We start from the raw sequence: 15,741 nt of genomic DNA, 5'->3' as shown, positions 1-15,741 counted from the left end.
CCTTTCCGTTCGCCTTACCGGCCGTCGTGCGTGCGGGAACGCAGTTCCCGCCGGAGGATCTTCCCACTCGCCGTCTTCGGCAGGTCGGGGAGGATCTCGACCTGCCGCGGGTACTTGTAGGCGGCCAGTCTCTCCTTGCAGTACACCGCGAGTTCATCCGGGTCGGTCTCGACGCCCGGGCGCAGGCTGATGTACGCCTTGACGGTCTCGCCGCGGTAGCCGTCGGGCACCCCGACGACGGCCGCCTCCCGTACCGCCGGATGGGTGTAGAGCACGTCCTCCACCTCACGGGGCCACACCTTGAAGCCCGAGGCGTTGATCATGTCCTTCTTGCGGTCGACGACGTACAGCCACCCCTGCTCGTCCATGAAGCCGATGTCCCCGGTGCGCAGTTCGCCGTCGGGGAAGGTCTCGGCGGTGGCGTCGGGCCGCCGCCAGTAGCCGGGGACGACCTGGGGGCCGCGGACGACGATCTCGCCCTGCTCGCCGAAGGGCACCTCCGCGCCCGTGTCGTCCACGATCCGCACGACCGTGTCCGGTCCCGGCACGCCCACCGCGAGCGTCCCGGAGACGGGGTCGACGGGTGCCTCCCGGTGGGGCGGGACGGACGCGCAGGGCGCCGTGCACTCGGTGAGCCCGTAGCCGTTGCGGATGTACGGCCCGAAGCCCGCGCGGAACTTCTCCACCAGGGCCGGCGGCAGGGGCGCGCCGCCGGAGGAGATGTTCACGAAGGACGCGAAGTGCTCGCGGGTGACGGCGGGGTGGGCGGCCAGCGCCATGAAGGCGGTGGAGGGGCCGACGGTGTAGTGCGGGCGGTGCTCGGCGAAGGCGTCCAGGACGACGCCGGCCTCGAAGCGGTACGTCAGCACGAGGGTGCCCGCGCTGTTCAGACAGGCGCCGAGCTGGCAGACCATGCCGGTGATGTGGAACAGCGGCGCGAGCGCGTAGTAGACGGGCGCCTCGGGCAGGTGCAGGCCGGTGCGCTGCCGCTCGGCGTTGACCATGATGTTGCGGTGGGTGTTGGTGGCGCCCTTGGGCGTGCCGCTGGTGCCGGAGGTGTAGCTGATCAGCGCGATGTCGTCGGGGGCCGGCTCGCGTCCCTCGGGCGCGGGGTGCCCGGCGCGGGCGACGGCGGCGAGGTCGTCGGCGTCCCCGGCCTGCGGCAGCCGTGCGAAGGTCAGCACGCGCGCGTCGTCGCGGGTCTGGAAGTCCCGTTCGCAGGCGGTGAGCACGATCCGTACGGGCGAGTCGGCGGCGGTGGCGCGCAGGTACGACTCCCAGGCGCGGTCGGCGCAGACCAGCGCGGCCACCTCGCCGTCCCGCAGGACGTGGCCGACCTCGGCCGACTTGTACATCGGGTTGACGGGCACGACGGTCGCGCCCGCCTTCCAGGCGCCCAGCAGGGCGAGCACGAAGTGCGGCGAGTTCTGCAGCAGGACGGCCACCCGGTCGCCGCGCTCCAGCCCGCGGGCGGCCAGGTGCCCGGCGACGGAGTCGCTGAGCTCGTCCACCTCGCGGTAGGTCAGCCGTCCGTCGAAGTAGGCGAGGAAGGGCCGTTCGGGTACCTCGGCGGCGGCCCGGCGCAGGGCGTGCACCAGGGAGTCGGCCGGGTCGATCGGGGCCCGCTGGGCGTCGTCCAGGAGGGCGAGCCAGGGCCTGGCGGCGTAGCGGGAGGCGGTCACCGGGTGGCCTCCCACTTCTGCTGGAGGTGGTTCATGCCGGTCAGCCAGCGGTCCGGTTCGGCGGCGCGGGCCTGGTAGTAGGCGGCGACCTCGGGGTGCGGCAGGATCAGGAACCGGTCCTCCTCCATCCCCTTGAGCAGCGCGTCCGCGACGTCCTGCGGCTCGATGGCGGTGGGCTTGAGCACCAGGTCGCCGGCGGTGCCGGTGGCGGAGAGCATGTCGGTGCGCACGCCCTGCGGGCAGATGGCGTGCACCTTGACGCCGCGGTGGCGGTAGGTCAGCGACAGCCACTCGGCGAAGGCGTAGGCGCCGTGCTTGGTGACGCTGTACGGCGCGGCCCCGATCATGGTGAGCAGGCCCGCGGCGGACACGGTCGACACGAACCGCCCGTTCCCGCGCTCCAGCCAGCCGGGCAGCAGGGCGTGGGCGGCGCGGACGTGCGCCATCACGTTGACGTCCCAGGCCCGGGCCCACACGTCCTCGCCGGCGGCCTCGGTCCCGGCGGAGCCGAGCCCGGCGTTGGCGCAGTACACGTCGACCGTGCCGCCCAGGGCGTCGCGGGCGGCGTCGACGACCGCGGAGGCGTCCCCGGGCACGGCCGTGCCGCCGATCTCCTCGGCGACGGCCCCGGCCTTGTCCGCGTCCAGGTCGTTGACCACGACCCGGGCCCCCTCGGCGGCGAACCGGCGGGCCAGCGCGGCCCCGATCCCCCCTCCGGCTCCGGTGACGACGACTCCGGCGTTGTGCAGGGCTTCCACCATCGGTCTCCTTCGACACGACTTGCGCGCGGGGGCGGCTGTGCCGGGACAGACTAACCGGTCGGTATGTGTGAGGGAAGGGGAACTGACCGAACCTAGGGGCGGGGGAACAGCCCGCATGCGACGACCCACCGGAGGATCCATGCACCTGTCCCGAAGAAGCCTGCTCGCCTCCACCTCCCTGGCGGCGGCCCCGGCGGCACCGCGGCACCGCGAGCGTCCGCGCACCGGCTTCGAACGGCTCGCGGCCGACGGCTACGCCCTGCTGGCCGGCCAGAAGGTGGGCGTCGTCACCAACCCCACCGGCGTCACCCGGGCCGCCGAGCACATCGTCGACGTGATGCACCGCGACCCCCGCGTCGGCCTGACCGCGGTCTTCGGACCGGAGCACGGCTTCCGGGGCACCGCCCAGGCGGGCGGCTCGGAGGGCCGCTACGACGACCCGGCGACCGGGCTCCCGGTCTACGACACCTACCTCAAGAGCGGCCGGCCGCTCGCCGACGTCTTCACCACGTCCGGCGTCGACACGGTCGTCTTCGACATCCAGGACGTCGGCGCCCGCTTCTACACCTACATCTGGACGCTGTACGACTGCATGGAGGCCGCGGCGCTGGCGGGCCTGCGGTGCGTGGTGCTGGACCGGCCGAACCCGGTGACCGGCCGGGCGGCCACCGGCCCCGTGCTGCACCGGGAGTTCGCGACGTTCGTCGGCCGGCAGCCGATCGCCCAGTCGCACGGCATGACGGTCGCAGAGCTGGCCCGCCTGTTCAACGGCGAGTTCCTGACCGCGCCGGTGGAGCTGGACGTGGTCACGACGACCGGCTGGCGGCGGTCCCAGTGGTACGACGAGGCCGGGCTGCCGTGGGTGCCGCCGAGCCCCAACATGCCCACGACCGACACCGCGCTCGTCTACTCCGGCACCTGCCTCTTCGAGGGGACCAACCTGTCGGAGGGGCGCGGCACGACCCGGCCGTTCGAACTGCTCGGCGCCGAGGGCCTCGACGGGCGCTGGGCCGCCGCCGCCAACGCCCTCGGGCTGCCCGGGGTGCGCTTCCGGGAGGCGTACTTCGCGCCGGCCTTCTCCAAGTTCCAGGGCAGGACCGTGGGCGGGGTGCAGGTCCACGTCCACGACCGGGACGCCTTCGACCCGGTCCGCACCGGTGTGGCGCTGCTGGTCACGGCCAGGCGGGTGTGGAGCGGCTTCGCCTGGCGCGCGGACCACTGGATCGACAAGCTGACCGGCTCGACGTGGGTGCGCACGGCGATCGACGCTGGCGCCTCCCCGGACGAGGTGGTGGCGGGCTGGCAGGCGGAGCTGGAGGCGTTCCGCCGGGTGCGGAAGGAGTACCTGCTGTACCGGTGAGCGGGGACGGCGGGCCCGTGTCCCTGGGGACGGGCCCGCCGCCATGGCGCGGTGCCGGCCGAGGTGGCCGGTCAGCGGTGCGAGGTGAACTCCACGACCTGCTGGTAGGTGGGGCGGTTCTGCCAGCTGATCCGGTAGTGCTTGATGCCGCCCAGGGTGCGCTGGACGATCGAGTCGGCGCACCACTGGTCGCCCGCCGCACACTGGTCGTCGCCGGGGTAGACCTGCGCCGCGGTCGTGCCCGCCGCCTCCTTCAGGGAGCTGATGAGCACGTCCCGGCAGGCGGACAGGCTGCCGCCGCCGCAGTAGGTCCGCGCCAGCGGTCCCTGCACGGACTTGCCGAGCACCGCGCGGACGTCCTTGTCGACATAGCTCCACCAGCCGTACTGGAAGGAGCTGCCGGCGTGCGAGCCGGTCGGGCCGTGGCCGGCCGAAGGGGCCTCGTCGACGGGCAGGTTGTGCGTGAACGCCGTGTACAGGTCGCTGCCCAGGCCCGGCTGGAACTCGGCCTTCACCAGCAGCGGCCACCAGGCGTCCAGCAGGCGGATCGCGTCGGCGTTCGCGTACGCCTTGGAGCCGGCCGACGTCTCCGTGCGCAGGCCGCCCGCCGTGAGCCAGGTCCGCAGTTTGCCCACGGCCGCCGCGGCGGTGGTGTCGGTGACCGGGGAGCTGGTGATCACCTCGAGCAGGTCCGGCAGGACGTCCTCGGCGCGCAGGTCGGCGAGGGCCGCCTCGCCCATGGCCTTGACCAGCGCGGCGCGGGTGACGCCGCCGGCGGCGACCAGCTTCCTCACCCGGTCCTCCAGCAGGTTGCCGCGGTGCACGGACCCGTCGCCCCAGGGCGCGGTCGTGTAGTCCTTGGCCTGCTTGTTGTTCCAGGAGATGTAGTAGCCCTGGTCGGTGGAGTGCGGGTGCGCCGAAGCCGGGGTGTAGGTGGCTGTGTTGGCGGCCGGGTCCCAGCCGCGCCACTCGTAGGCCGGCTGCGCCCAGACCGGGAACTCGGCGTCGACCCCGCTCGCCCGTACCGGGTTGTCGCCGCTGTTGTAGTACGCGGTGTGGGTGGCATCGGCGTAGAACCAGTTGAAGGTGTAGTTGATGTGCTGCACCGCGCCCTGGAAGGTGTCCGGGCCCTTGACGTAGTCCGGGTCGTTGAGCATCTGGAAGCCGATGATGGAGTCGGCCTCGTGCAGGTAGGAGGAGCGCAGGGTGGTGTAGGCGACCTTCTTGCCGCCGACGGTGGCCCGGTACGCGACGGGCCCGTACCGGGTGCGCCAGACCCGCATCGTGTACGAGCCGGCCGCGGTGCCGTCGGCCGTGGTGGGCTTCCAGGCGTTCTTCTGCTCGACCTTGTCCATCGCCGTGCAGGTGCCGCGGTACAGGTAGTGGTAGTCGTCCTGGCACAGCTCGACCGCGTAGGTGTCGATGATGTCCTGGCCGGAGGTCGTGGCGCTCCACGCGTAGTCCTGGCCGCGTCCGAGTTCGACGTACATGCTCAGGCCCGCGAAGGAGGCGCCGCGGGCGCTCAGGCCGGGGCCCTGGATCTCCTGGAGCATGAGCAGCTGCGGGGCGAAGTAGCCGGTCTGCGGGCCGAAGACGGCGACCGGGTGGCCGCTCGCCGTGTACTTCCCGCTGACCACGAGGGCGTTGGACATGCCGCGCCGGGCGGAGCCGAGGGCGGTCGCCGCGGCCGTGCGGGAGGCGGTGCTCGCGGTGGCCGTCGCCGCGCTGCCGGTGCGGTCGTACACCAGCGGTTCCCCGGTGACCGAGCCGGCGTCGGGCAGGGCCTCGCCCTGGGGGGCGTCCGGCCGGGTGGCGTAGGGGAAGCTGCGGCCGTCGTGGACGGTCAGGACGGCCTCGGGGTCGTTGCGTTCGCGGAACGACTCCCAGACCCTGGTGCCCTCGGCGACGCCGTACTTCTCCTGGGCGGCCAGCAGGGACAGGGCGTTGTCGACCTCTCCCCCGCCGCCGGAGCCGAACAGCGCGCCGACGACCGAGGCCAGTGCCACCAGGTCGGTCACCTTGAAGTGGTCGATCGTGCCCGCGTTGGTGATCGAGTCCTTGTGGCCGGTCAGCACGTACTCGCCGGGGAAGTAGCGGCCGCTGTCGGAGGCGTCGATGTAGGCGTTGATGCCGTCGAGGTAGGCCTTGACGTCGGCGAGCGCCTGCTGGCCGCGGGCGCCGTTGTTCGCCACGGCGTTGTCGATCTGCGCCTGGAGGTCGGCCTCGGTGTACGGGGCATTGCGCCAGAACTGCTGTTCCAGGCCCTGGTTGGAGGGCGCGCCGCCCGCGAAGCCGGTCAGCTGGCCGCGGCCCACGTGCCGGAAGACGTCCATCAGCCAGAGCCGGTCCTGGGCCGCGGCGTACCCGGCGCCGAACTCGGTGCCGTAGCGCGTGGTGCCCGTGATGTGCGGCACACCGGTCTTCTTGTCGCGGACGATCGTCACGTCGCCGCGCCCGGCGGGCTTCTCGGTGGAGGCGACCTGGTCGGAGGAGACGCCGAACGAGGCGTCGTTGAAGAAGGTGTTGATCGTCGCGTTGGTCAGGGAGGGGTAGCCCTTGGCCAGGTTGGCGTAGGGGCCGAGCTGGTCCTCGGCGTGCCCGGGCTGGGTGCCGAAGGCCTGGTTGAGCAGGATCTGGGCGAGGGTGGCGTTGCCGTTCTCGCCGGGCGGCAGGATGTCGGAACACTGGCCGCCGCACAGGTCGTTCGGGGTGGCCGTTCCGGCGGCCGAGGCGGCCGTCTGGGTGAGCGGGGACAACAGCCCCGCAATCAGGACGCATACCGAGGCGCTCTTCAGGAACCCGGGGAATCTGCCGGGAGTTCTCAGTCTGTCGAGGGTTGCGCGGGAGGTTCGCCGTGGCATGGGCAGCTCCTAGCGACTGGGGTGGCCGGAAGGTTACCGCCGGTAGCGCACGGAGTGAAGATGAGCATGCGTCACTTTTCCAGGTCCCGACGACGGCTTTACGACGGACCCCACGACGGCACGGAGATCGAGTGGAGCCGAATCGCCTGTCGGTACGTCTCTTCGACGACGTCGCGCGCAGTCGGCGCGGCGGTGCCGAAGTGACCGAAGTACAGGTGCAGATGTGACGGAGGTGCAAGGCGATGGCCGGTTTCCGGAGTCTGGCGAGACAGGTGCGCGACCCGCGGTGCGACCTGGCACTGCGGCGGTACTCGCTGCGCAAGTGCCTCGAGCGGTTCGCGCCCTACGGGCACCGGGCGACGTGGGACCACCTGTGCTCGCGGGCCGGGTTCGGGCCCGAGGACCGATCCCCCGACCCGGCGCGGCTCGTGGCCGCGTTGGAGGAGCTGGAGGAGGCCCGCGCGGTGTGGCTCGCGTACGAGGTGGAGTTCGCCGAGCGGCGGAGGAAGGAGAAGCACGACGGGCTGCGCAGGCCCGGCAGTGTCGACGACTGGCACCGGCTGACCTGGGGCGGCTTCGGTGTGGCGTGGTGCGACGACCCGCGGGTCCACCCCCGTGGACCGCTGGCCGAGGTGCTGCGCCGGCTGATCGCCGCGCTGGAGCGGGCACCGGGCTCGTGCTGCCCGGTGTGCGACGGTGAGCGGCTGGACTGGAGGGACGACCTCGACCACGAGCCGTCCGCCGGCCCGGTCTGCGCGGACTGCGGGATCCTCGTCCCGCGGCCGGTGCTCACGCCCGGGGCGCTGGGCGCCGCCCGGCGCGGACGGCTGCTGATGTCGGCCTGACCGCACGGCGGGGGTGCGCCGGGGATGCCGCACCCCTGTTCCCGGGGACGTGTCACCATCGGGGCATGGTGCAGGTCTGTCTGAACGGAGCACGCACGGCCGCCGATTCCCCGGCGGTGCCGCTGTCACCCGCCGCACTGGCCCGGTCCGCCGCCGAGGCGGTCGCGGCCGGGGCGACGGACCTCCACGTCCACCCGAAGACGCCGTGCGGCCGGGACACGCTCGCGCCGGACGCGGTCGCGGCGACGCTGGAGGCGATCCGGGAGCGCGTGGACGTGCCCGTCGGCGTGACCACGGGCGCGTGGGCCGAGGACGGTCCGACGACGCGCGTCGACCGGGTCCGCCGCTGGACGGTGCTGCCCGACCACGCGTCGGTCAACTGGCACGAGCCGGGCGCCGAGGAGCTGGCCGCCGCGCTGCTCGACCGGGGTGTCGGCGTGGAGGCCGGCATCTGGTCCGGCACGGACGGCGCGGCCCGCTTCGCCGCCTCACCCCGGGCGCCGAGGGTCCTGCGCGTCCTGGCCGAGGTGACGGACCCCGACCCGGCGACGGCCGTGCGGTCGGCCCACGCCCTGCTCGCGGACCTCGCCGCGATCCCCCACGGCCGCCCGGTCCTCCTGCACGGCGAGGAGGCGTCCACCTGGCCGGTCCTCGCCCTGGCCGTCCGCCTCGGCCACCCGACCCGCATCGGCCTGGAGGACACCCTCGTCCTGCCGGACGGCCGACGGGCGTCGTCCAACGCGGAGTTGGTGACGGAGGCGCTGCGTCGGCGCGGGGGCGCCCAGCGGTCGTCGTAGGCCGGCGTCGTGGGCCGGCGTCGCAGGCCAGTGCCGGCGTGAGGAGGCCGGTCCGCTGCGCGAGCGCGACGGTAGCAGGGCGTATTCCGGTGGTTCCAGGGATTTCGGCGGCGGGACAGTGGGGCGGACGATTCCGACGAGCTGATCAACACCCCTGGGAGAAGGCCATGTCGACGCTGCGCGTCACCGCCGAAGTGCTGACCGTGCACGAGCACCCGAACGCCGACGCGCTGGAGCTGGCGCAGGTCGGGCTGTACCGCGCGGTGGTGGCGAAGGGCGTGTACCGCACTGGTGACGTGGCCCTGTACATCCCCGAGCAGGCGGTGCTGCCGGCCGAGCTGATCGAGGAGCTGGGGCTGACCGGGCGGCTCGCGGGCGGGAGCGCGGACCGGGTGAAGGCGGTCCGGCTGCGCGGCGAGCTCTCGCAGGGCATCGTGTGCCGGCCGGGGGCGCTGGCGGACGTCGACCTCGTCCGGGCCGCGGCCGAGGGCACCGACTTCGCCGAACGGCTGGGCATCACCAAGTGGGTGCCGCCGATCCCGCCGACCATGGACGGCGAGGTGCAGCCCGCACCCGCGCTGCTGCCGTGGGTCGACATCGAGAACGTCCAGCGGTACCCGGACATCTTCGCCCCCGGCGAGCCGGTCGTCCTGACCGAGAAGCTGCACGGCTCGGCCTGCCTGCTCACCTACGTCGCCGACGAGGACCGGGCGTACGTCTCCTCCAAGGGCTTCGGCGCCAAGTCCCTGGCCCTGAAGGAGGATCCGCGCAACCTGTACTGGCGGGCGGTACGGGGCCACGGCGTCGCCGAGGCCGCGGCCCGGCTCGCCGAGCGGCTGGGCGCGCGACGGGTCGGCGTCTTCGGCGAGGTGTACGGGGCGGGCGTGCAGGACCTGACGTACGGCGCGGACGGGCGGCGCGACACCCTGGGGTACGCCGTGTTCGACGTCTCCGCGGAGATCGGCGGCACGGTGACCTGGCTGGACCCGGCGCAGGTGCTGGCCGGCGAACTCCCGCTGGTCCCCCGGCTCTTCGAGGGGCCGTACGACAGCGCGACCGTCCTGGCGCACGCCTCCGGCCGCGAGACCGTGTCCGGCCGGGCCCTGCACCTGCGGGAGGGCGTCGTGATCCGGCCCGCGGTGGAGCGGTACAGCCCGGTGACGGGGGGCCGGGCCATCGCGAAGGCGGTCAGCGCGGCGTACCTGACGCGGAAGGGCGGGACGGAGTACGAGTGAACGCCGGAGCGCGGAGCGGGAGGGGGGCCGGGGTGGTCGGGCGGCTGCCGGTGCGTCGGGGCCGGTCGCGGAGTTCCCCGCGCCCCTGGGTGGGTCCGCGCGACGGCGCCTCAGGGTGGCCCTAATCCCCTTCCTGGCGTGCCCGTTCCGCCATCAGGCGGGAGCCGACCAGGCGGTCGCCGAAGACGTCGTCCGGGTTGGACAGGACGCACGTGCTGAGGGACAGGCAGCCGCAGCCGATGCAGTCGGTGAGGTGGTCGCGGAGGCGGTTGAGCTGCTTGATGCGCTCGTCCAGCTCCGAGCGCCACGCCTCCGAGAGGCGGGCCCAGTCCTCGCGGGTCGGGGTGCGTTCCTCGGGCAGCCGGGCCAGGGCCTCGCGGATCGTGGCCAGCGGGATGCCGACCCGCTGGGCCGCCCGGATGAAGGCCACCCGGCGCAGGGTGTCCCGGCTGTAGCGGCGCTGGTTCCCGGGCGTGCGCCGGCTGCTGATCAGGCCCTTGGCCTCGTAGAAGTGCAGGGCGGAGACCGCGGCACCGCTGCGCGCGGCCAGCTGGCCGACGGTCAGCTCGTGGATCTTCTCGGGAATCTGGGGCACTCACCGGAGCCTACCCACCGCGCCGACGCCGCCGTCCGTTGACATCCCCCCGCCACCCGACCATGCTAAGCAGTTGCTTAGACATCGCGGACCGAGCGAGAGGCCGGGAACATGGCAGAACCGAGGACCTTCACCTCCCCCGACGAGCTGAAGGCGGCCGTGGGCGAGCAGCTGGGGTACACCGACTGGGTGGAGGTCGACCAGAAGCGGATCGACCTGTTCGCCGAGGCCACCGGGGACCACCAGTGGATCCACGTCGACCCGGAGAAGGCCGCCGCGGGCCCGTTCGGGACCACCATCGCGCACGGCTACCTCACGCTGTCCCTGCTCCCCCTGTTCGGGCCGCAGCTGATCAGCGTCGAGGGCGTGAAGATGGGCGTCAACTACGGGACGAACAAGGTCCGCTTCCCCGCCCCCGTCCCCGTCGGCTCCCGGCTGCGCGCCACCGCGACGATCACCGGCGTCGAGGACGTCCCGGGCGGCGTGCAGGTGGCCGTGGCCTTCAGCGTGGAGCGCGAGGGCGGCGACAAGCCGGTCTGCGTCGCCGAGTCGGTCTCCCGGTACTACCTGTAGGCCACGGCCGTACGGCACGGCGGCGGCAGCGCGCCCTACTTCGCGCCCACCATCCGCAGCACGAGGTCGGCGTACAGCGTGCCGACCTCCTCGGGGGTGCGCGGGCCGTCGACGTTGAACCAGCGGGCCACGTCGATGCACAGCGACAGCACGGCGAGCGTGGTGCCCTTGACGTCGATCACCCGGAACTCGCCCGAGGCCACGCCGTCCTCGACGATCCCGCGCACCTCGGCGTCCACCTGGCGCCGCAGCTCGAGGATCTCGGCGCGGGCGTCGGGGCCGAGGGCGTCCAGTTCGTACTGCACGACCCGGGCGGTGGTGCGCCGCCCGGCGTGCCAGCGCACGAAGGAGCTGACGGCGTCGGCCAGGCGCTCCGTCGCCGTGCCCTCGCGCCGGGCGGCCGTGCGCAGGATGTCCAGGGCCTTGTCGTGACCGATGCGGCTGATCCGGTGGAGCAGCTCTTCCTTGGTCTTGTAGTGGATGTAGAGCGCCGCCGGGCTCATGCCGGCGCGGCCCGCGATGTCGCGGGTCGTCGTCGCGTGGTAGCCGCGCTCGGCGAAGGCCTCCACGGCGGCGACGAGCAGCCGCCTGGCCGCGTCCGGGGTGACCTCTTCCCACGGCTCGATCTCGCCGCCGGCCGTCTCCTCCGCCGTACTCATCGCTCGCTCGCCCCTTCCGATGACAGAGGGACCACCATACCGCCGAAGCTGAGCGGCCGCTTAGAGCGGCCGCTCACGGGGAGGTCGAGGGGCCGAGGCCCCGCCACGGGTCGGGTCAGAGCTTCTCGAAGGGGTCGTGCTCGGCGAGGAGCTTCTCCAGGCGGGCCTGGTCGACCCGGCTGACGATCTGCCCGGCCTCCTGGCGGTCCCGGATGACCTTGGCGAGGGTGAAGGCGGAGGTGACGAGGTAGAGGACCGCGATGGCCAGGAAGCCCCGCACCCAGGCGTCGGCGTCGAGCCGGACGATCCCGACGGCGGTGGCCGCCATGGCGACCGCGAAGGAGGCGACGGCCTGCCCGTGGAAGGCGGCCGTGCTCTGCTGCTTGACCGGTGTCTCGCTCATGGCAGGAGCATCGCCGCCCGGCCGGGGGCCGCACATCCGCCCGGGTACTCAGGGCGTACTCAGAACGCCGCCCCCGTCCTCAGAACGCCGCCCCCCTCCTCAGAAGGCCGAGACTCCGGTCAGGGCGCGGCCGATCACCAGCTTCTGGATCTGGCTGGTGCCCTCGTAGAGGGTCATCACGCGGGCGTCGCGCAGGAGTTTGCCGGCCGGGTACTCGTCGATGTAGCCGTAGCCGCCGAAGACCTGCAGGGCGTTGTTCGCGGCGCGCACCGCCGCCTCCGAGGCGAACAGCTTGGCCTTGGACGACTCCACGGCGAAGGGCCGGCCCCGGTCGATCAGGTCGGCGACCCGCCAGGTCAGCAGCCGGGCCGCGTCCACGTCGAGGGCGATGTCGCTGATCAGCTCCTGCACCAGCTGGTGGTGGGCGATCGTCCTGCCGAACTGCTCGCGCTCGCCCGCGTGCCGCACCGCCACGTCCAGGGCCGCCTGCGCGATGCCGACACAGCCGGCCGCCACCGACATCCGCCCCTTGGCGAGCGCCGACATGGCCACGGAGAAGCCCTTGCCCTCCTCGCCGAGCAGGGCCGAGGCGGGTACCCGTACGTCCTCCAGCACCAGTTCGGCCGTCGCCTGGCCGCGCAGGCCGAGCTTGCCGTGGATGGCGCGCCGGGTCAGGCCGGGGGTGTCCGTGGGCACGAGGAACGCGGAGACGCCCTTGTGGCCGGGCGCGTCCGTGGAGCGGGCGAACAGCAGCACCACGTCGGCCCAGGTGCCGTTGGTGATGAACATCTTGCTGCCGTTGATCACGTACGCGTCGCCGTCGCGGACCGCGCGGGTGGTGAGGTTGCCGGCGTCGGAGCCGGTGCCGGGCTCGGTCAGGCCGAAGCAGCCGACGTACGCGCCGGAGGTCAGGCCGGGCAGCCAGTGCCGCTTCTGCTCCTCGCCGCCCCAGGCGGCGATCGTCTTGGCGACCAGGCCGAGCGAGACGGAGACGATGCCGCGCACCGACGAGTCGCCGCGCCCCAGCTCCTCGGTGACCAGGCAGTACGCGAGGTGGTCGCCGCCCGAGCCGCCGTACTCCTCGTCGATCGTCAGGCCGAGGAAGCCGACCTCGCCGAGCTTCTTCACGATCGACCGGTCGACGTCCTCCGCCCGGTCCCAGGCGAGGGCGTGCGGGGCGACCTCGCGTTCCACGAAGTCCCGGGCGAGCTGCCGCACGGCGGTCTGCTCCTCGCTGAGCTCCAGGTTCACCACGAGATCACCCCACAGATGTCGGACCGGACGCCGGACCTTGAAAACCGTACCTTTAAATTAGCACTGCTAGTTTCCGGTGTGCAGCCCTACTATGTGCGCCATGGCCCGACCGCGCAAGCCCTTGCTGAGCACCGACCGGATCGTCGAGACGGCCCGGGAACTCGTGGACGCGGAGGGGCTGGCGGCCGTCTCCACCCGGCGGCTCGCCGCCGAGCTCGGGGTGAGCGGGCCCTCGCTGTACAACCACTTCCGCACCAAGGACGAGATCCTGGAGGCGGTCGCGGACTCGGTCAGCGCGCAGGTCGACCTGTCGATGTTCGAGGACGGCCGGGACTGGCGGACCGCGCTGCACGACTGGGCCGTCTCCTACCGCAGCGCGCTGCGCGACCACCCCAACATCGTCCCGGTGCTCGCGCGCGGCCCCGGGCGGCGCCCGGCCGCGCTGCGGCTCGCCGACGCCGTGTACGGGGCGATGGTCGACGCGGGCTGGCCGGCCGCGCAGGCGACCTCCATCGGGGCGCTGATGCGGTACTTCATCATGGGCTCCGCGCTCGGCTCGTTCGCCGGGGGCTTCGTGGAGGACCCGAGCGCCTACGACCCCGCCGACTACCCGCACCTCGGGCAGGCCCACCTCCTCGCCGAGCAGCAGGAGAAGATCGACGAGCGGGCCTTCGAGACGGGGCTGACCGCGCTGCTGGACGGGCTCGCGGCGCAGTACGAGCAGGTCGCGCGGGGGCGGTGAGGCCGGCCGCGTCCCGCGGGGCTCGTGGGGTCGGCCGCGTGCCGGTGCGCACGCTTCGGTGGGCGCCGAAGTGTCCGTGCGCGATGCTGGGCCCATGACCACCAGGGACCCCAGGGCGCCGGGACTCGCCGCGCTCGCCGGGCTGATCGCCGACGGGACGCGGGCCGCGTGCCTGCTCGCGCTGCTGGACGGGCGGGCCTGGACGGCGGGTGAGCTGGCCCGGCACGCGGGCGTCGCCGCCTCCACGCTCAGCGAGCACCTGAGCCGGCTCGTCGCCGGCGGGCTGCTCGCCGAGGAGCGGCAGGGGCGGCACCGCTACGTGCGGCTCGCCGACGCACGTGTCGCCCAGCTCGTGGAGGACCTGGCCGCGCAGGTCGCGCCCGGGGCGGCGGTCCGGCCGCGGACGCTGCGCGCGGCGAGCGCCGGGTCGGCGATGGCGCGGGGCCGCACCTGCTACGACCACCTCGCCGGGCGGCTCGGCATCGCGGTGACCGACGCGCTCACCGAGCGGGGGCTGTTGCGGCAGGACACGGGGTTCGCGCTGACGGACGCGGGGGTGGAGTGGTTCGGGCGGGCGGGCATCGCGCTGGACCGGACCGGGCGGCGGCCGCTGGCCCGCGGGTGCCTCGACTGGACGGAGCGGCGGCCGCACCTGGCGGGGGTGGCGGGGGCGGCGCTGTGCCGGCACGTGCTGGAGGTGGGGTGGTGCGTGCGGGTGGGGTCGGAGCGGGCGGTCGTGGTGACGGCGGCCGGGGAGCGGGGGCTGGGGGCGTTGTTGGGGTTGTCGGTCGAGGGGTTGCGGTGAGGAGGGGTGGGGGTGCGAGGTGTGGTGGCGGGTCGTCGGGTGCGGGTGCGTGGGGGCTGGTCGCGCAGTTCCCCGCGCCCCTGGGGTGGGTCGGCCTCAGCCCTGTCGCACACGACCCCGCGCCCCTGGGGTGGGTCGACTTCAGCCCTGTCGCGCAGGACTCCGCGCCCCTGCTCCGTCCTTCTTGTCCGATGTCCGCCGGGATCGAGGCGTTCCGATGTCTACCCTTCGGGAGCATGATGCGCAGCCAGTCCGATCGGGCCCGGGTCCTCGCGGCGGGGGCCGCCTGTGTCACCGTCGTGGCCTGGGCCTCCGCCTTCGTGTCGATCCGGAGTGCGGGCGGTGCCTACTCCCCCGGTGCGCTGGCGCTCGGCAGGCTGGTGTCGGGGGCCGCGGTGCTGGGCGTGCTGTGGGCCGTGCGGCGGGAAGGGCTGCCGCCGAGGTCCGCGTGGCGGGGCGTCCTGCTGTCCGGGGTGCTGTGGTTCGGTTTCTACATGGTCGCCCTCAACTGGGGCGAGCAGCAGGTCGACGCGGGGACGGCCGCGCTGGTGGTGAACGTCGGACCGCTGCTGATCGCCCTGCTCGGGGCCCGGCTGCTCGGCGACCCGATGCCGCCGCGGCTGCTGGCGGGGATGGCCGTGTCGTTCGCCGGGGCGGTGACCGTCGGGCTGTCGATGTCGAGCGGGGGCGGGTCCTCCGTGTTCGGCGTGGTGCTGTGCCTGCTGGCCGCCGTCGCCTACGCGTCCGGTGTGGTGGCGCAGAAGCCCGCCCTGGCGACGGCGAGCGCCCTGCAGGTGACGACGTTCGGGTGCCTGGTCGGGGCCGTGGCCTGTCTGCCGTTCGCCGGGCAACTGGTGCACGAAGCGGCGAAGGCGCCGGTGTCCGCCACCCTCAACATGGTCTACCTGGGCGTCTTCCCCACCGCCCTCGCCTTCACCACGTGGGCCTACGCCCTGGCGCGCACCACGGCCGCCCGGATGGGTGCGACCACCTATGCCGTGCCGGCCCTCGTCGTGCTGATGTCGTGGCTGGCGCTGGGCGAGGTGCCCGGGGTGCTCACGCTGGCGGGCGGGGCGCTGTGCCTGGCGGGTGTGGCGGTGTCCCGGTCGCGGCGTCGGACGCGGGAGCGGGCCGCGGCGCCGGAGCCGCGGCCCGAGAAGGTCACGTGA

Annotated in this window: 15 protein-coding genes; 8 read left to right on the top strand and 7 right to left on the bottom strand. The window is 73.5% G+C overall.

Going from position 1 to position 15,741, the window contains the following annotated elements; genetic code table 11:
• Nucleotides 1–14: 14 nt before the first annotated feature.
• On the bottom strand, nucleotides 15–1,682 hold the full coding sequence (locus AQJ30_RS18390; protein WP_067235757.1) for a class I adenylate-forming enzyme family protein: 1,668 nt from the start codon (nucleotides 1,680–1,682) through the stop codon (nucleotides 15–17).
• A complete protein-coding gene (locus AQJ30_RS18385; protein ID WP_067235088.1) occupies nucleotides 1,679–2,443 on the bottom strand; it encodes an SDR family oxidoreductase in 765 nt (254 codons plus the stop codon). Before AQJ30_RS18385 ends, AQJ30_RS18390 begins: the two co-directional genes overlap by 4 nt.
• A 139-nt stretch (nucleotides 2,444–2,582) precedes the next feature.
• Between AQJ30_RS18385 and AQJ30_RS18380 the strand changes: the two genes are divergently transcribed.
• The gene (locus AQJ30_RS18380; protein WP_067235086.1) at nucleotides 2,583–3,803 is read left to right on the top strand and encodes an exo-beta-N-acetylmuramidase NamZ family protein; all 1,221 of its coding nucleotides are present in this window, start codon (nucleotides 2,583–2,585) and stop codon (nucleotides 3,801–3,803) included.
• A gap of 71 nt (nucleotides 3,804–3,874) precedes the next feature.
• Here the strand turns inward: AQJ30_RS18380 and AQJ30_RS18375 are convergent, their stop codons facing one another.
• Nucleotides 3,875–6,664 carry a penicillin acylase family protein gene (locus AQJ30_RS18375; protein ID WP_079084135.1) on the bottom strand — a complete coding sequence of 930 codons (2,790 nt, stop codon included), beginning with the start codon at nucleotides 6,662–6,664 and terminating at the stop codon, nucleotides 3,875–3,877.
• A gap of 242 nt (nucleotides 6,665–6,906) precedes the next feature.
• Here AQJ30_RS18375 and AQJ30_RS18370 point away from each other — a divergent pair, with 242 nt between their 5' ends.
• From AQJ30_RS18370 to AQJ30_RS18360, 3 genes are all read left to right on the top strand, one after another.
• Entirely contained in the window at nucleotides 6,907–7,509 is a 603-nt protein-coding gene (locus AQJ30_RS18370) for a hypothetical protein (protein ID WP_067235083.1), read from the top strand.
• A 65-nt stretch (nucleotides 7,510–7,574) separates the two neighbouring features.
• Complete coding sequence (locus AQJ30_RS18365) at nucleotides 7,575–8,306, top strand: 3-keto-5-aminohexanoate cleavage protein (RefSeq protein WP_067235081.1); 732 nt, start codon at nucleotides 7,575–7,577, stop codon at nucleotides 8,304–8,306.
• 167 nt (nucleotides 8,307–8,473) lie between these two features.
• The gene (locus tag AQJ30_RS18360) at nucleotides 8,474–9,541 is read left to right on the top strand and encodes an RNA ligase (ATP) (RefSeq protein WP_067235080.1); all 1,068 of its coding nucleotides are present in this window, start codon (nucleotides 8,474–8,476) and stop codon (nucleotides 9,539–9,541) included.
• A gap of 121 nt (nucleotides 9,542–9,662) precedes the next feature.
• On the opposite strand, the gene soxR is transcribed toward AQJ30_RS18360, so the two are convergent.
• Nucleotides 9,663–10,136, bottom strand: a complete 474-nt coding sequence (gene soxR / locus AQJ30_RS18355; RefSeq protein WP_067235079.1) for a redox-sensitive transcriptional activator SoxR — start codon at nucleotides 10,134–10,136, stop codon at nucleotides 9,663–9,665.
• 111 nt (nucleotides 10,137–10,247) lie between these two features.
• Between soxR and AQJ30_RS18350 the strand changes: the two genes are divergently transcribed.
• Nucleotides 10,248–10,709: a MaoC family dehydratase gene (locus tag AQJ30_RS18350; protein ID WP_067235078.1), complete on the top strand. Its 462-nt coding sequence runs from the start codon at nucleotides 10,248–10,250 to the stop codon at nucleotides 10,707–10,709.
• Between the two features lie 35 nt (nucleotides 10,710–10,744).
• On the opposite strand, the gene AQJ30_RS18345 is transcribed toward AQJ30_RS18350, so the two are convergent.
• The 3 genes from AQJ30_RS18345 to AQJ30_RS18335 form a co-directional block, all read right to left on the bottom strand.
• Nucleotides 10,745–11,368 (bottom strand): TetR/AcrR family transcriptional regulator, encoded by a 624-nt coding sequence (locus AQJ30_RS18345; protein ID WP_067235077.1) that lies wholly within the window; start codon nucleotides 11,366–11,368, stop codon nucleotides 10,745–10,747.
• 115 nt (nucleotides 11,369–11,483) lie between these two features.
• Nucleotides 11,484–11,771, bottom strand: a complete 288-nt coding sequence (locus AQJ30_RS18340) for a YiaA/YiaB family inner membrane protein (RefSeq protein WP_067235076.1) — start codon at nucleotides 11,769–11,771, stop codon at nucleotides 11,484–11,486.
• Nucleotides 11,772–11,870: 99 nt separating this feature from the next.
• Entirely contained in the window at nucleotides 11,871–13,022 is a 1,152-nt protein-coding gene (locus AQJ30_RS18335) for an acyl-CoA dehydrogenase family protein (protein WP_067235754.1), read from the bottom strand.
• Between the two features lie 103 nt (nucleotides 13,023–13,125).
• On the opposite strand from AQJ30_RS18335, the gene AQJ30_RS18330 reads away from it, so the two are divergent.
• From AQJ30_RS18330 to AQJ30_RS18320, 3 genes are all read left to right on the top strand, one after another.
• The gene (locus tag AQJ30_RS18330; RefSeq protein WP_067235752.1) at nucleotides 13,126–13,767 is read left to right on the top strand and encodes a TetR/AcrR family transcriptional regulator; all 642 of its coding nucleotides are present in this window, start codon (nucleotides 13,126–13,128) and stop codon (nucleotides 13,765–13,767) included.
• A gap of 94 nt (nucleotides 13,768–13,861) precedes the next feature.
• Nucleotides 13,862–14,572 (top strand): ArsR/SmtB family transcription factor, encoded by a 711-nt coding sequence (locus AQJ30_RS18325; protein ID WP_067235075.1) that lies wholly within the window; start codon nucleotides 13,862–13,864, stop codon nucleotides 14,570–14,572.
• A 236-nt stretch (nucleotides 14,573–14,808) separates the two neighbouring features.
• A complete protein-coding gene (locus AQJ30_RS18320) occupies nucleotides 14,809–15,741 on the top strand; it encodes a DMT family transporter (protein ID WP_067235070.1) in 933 nt (310 codons plus the stop codon).

The organism is Streptomyces longwoodensis (genome assembly GCF_001514125.1).
Classification (GTDB): domain Bacteria; phylum Actinomycetota; class Actinomycetes; order Streptomycetales; family Streptomycetaceae; genus Streptomyces; species Streptomyces longwoodensis.
This window is presented reverse-complemented; position numbering and strand designations above follow the sequence as displayed.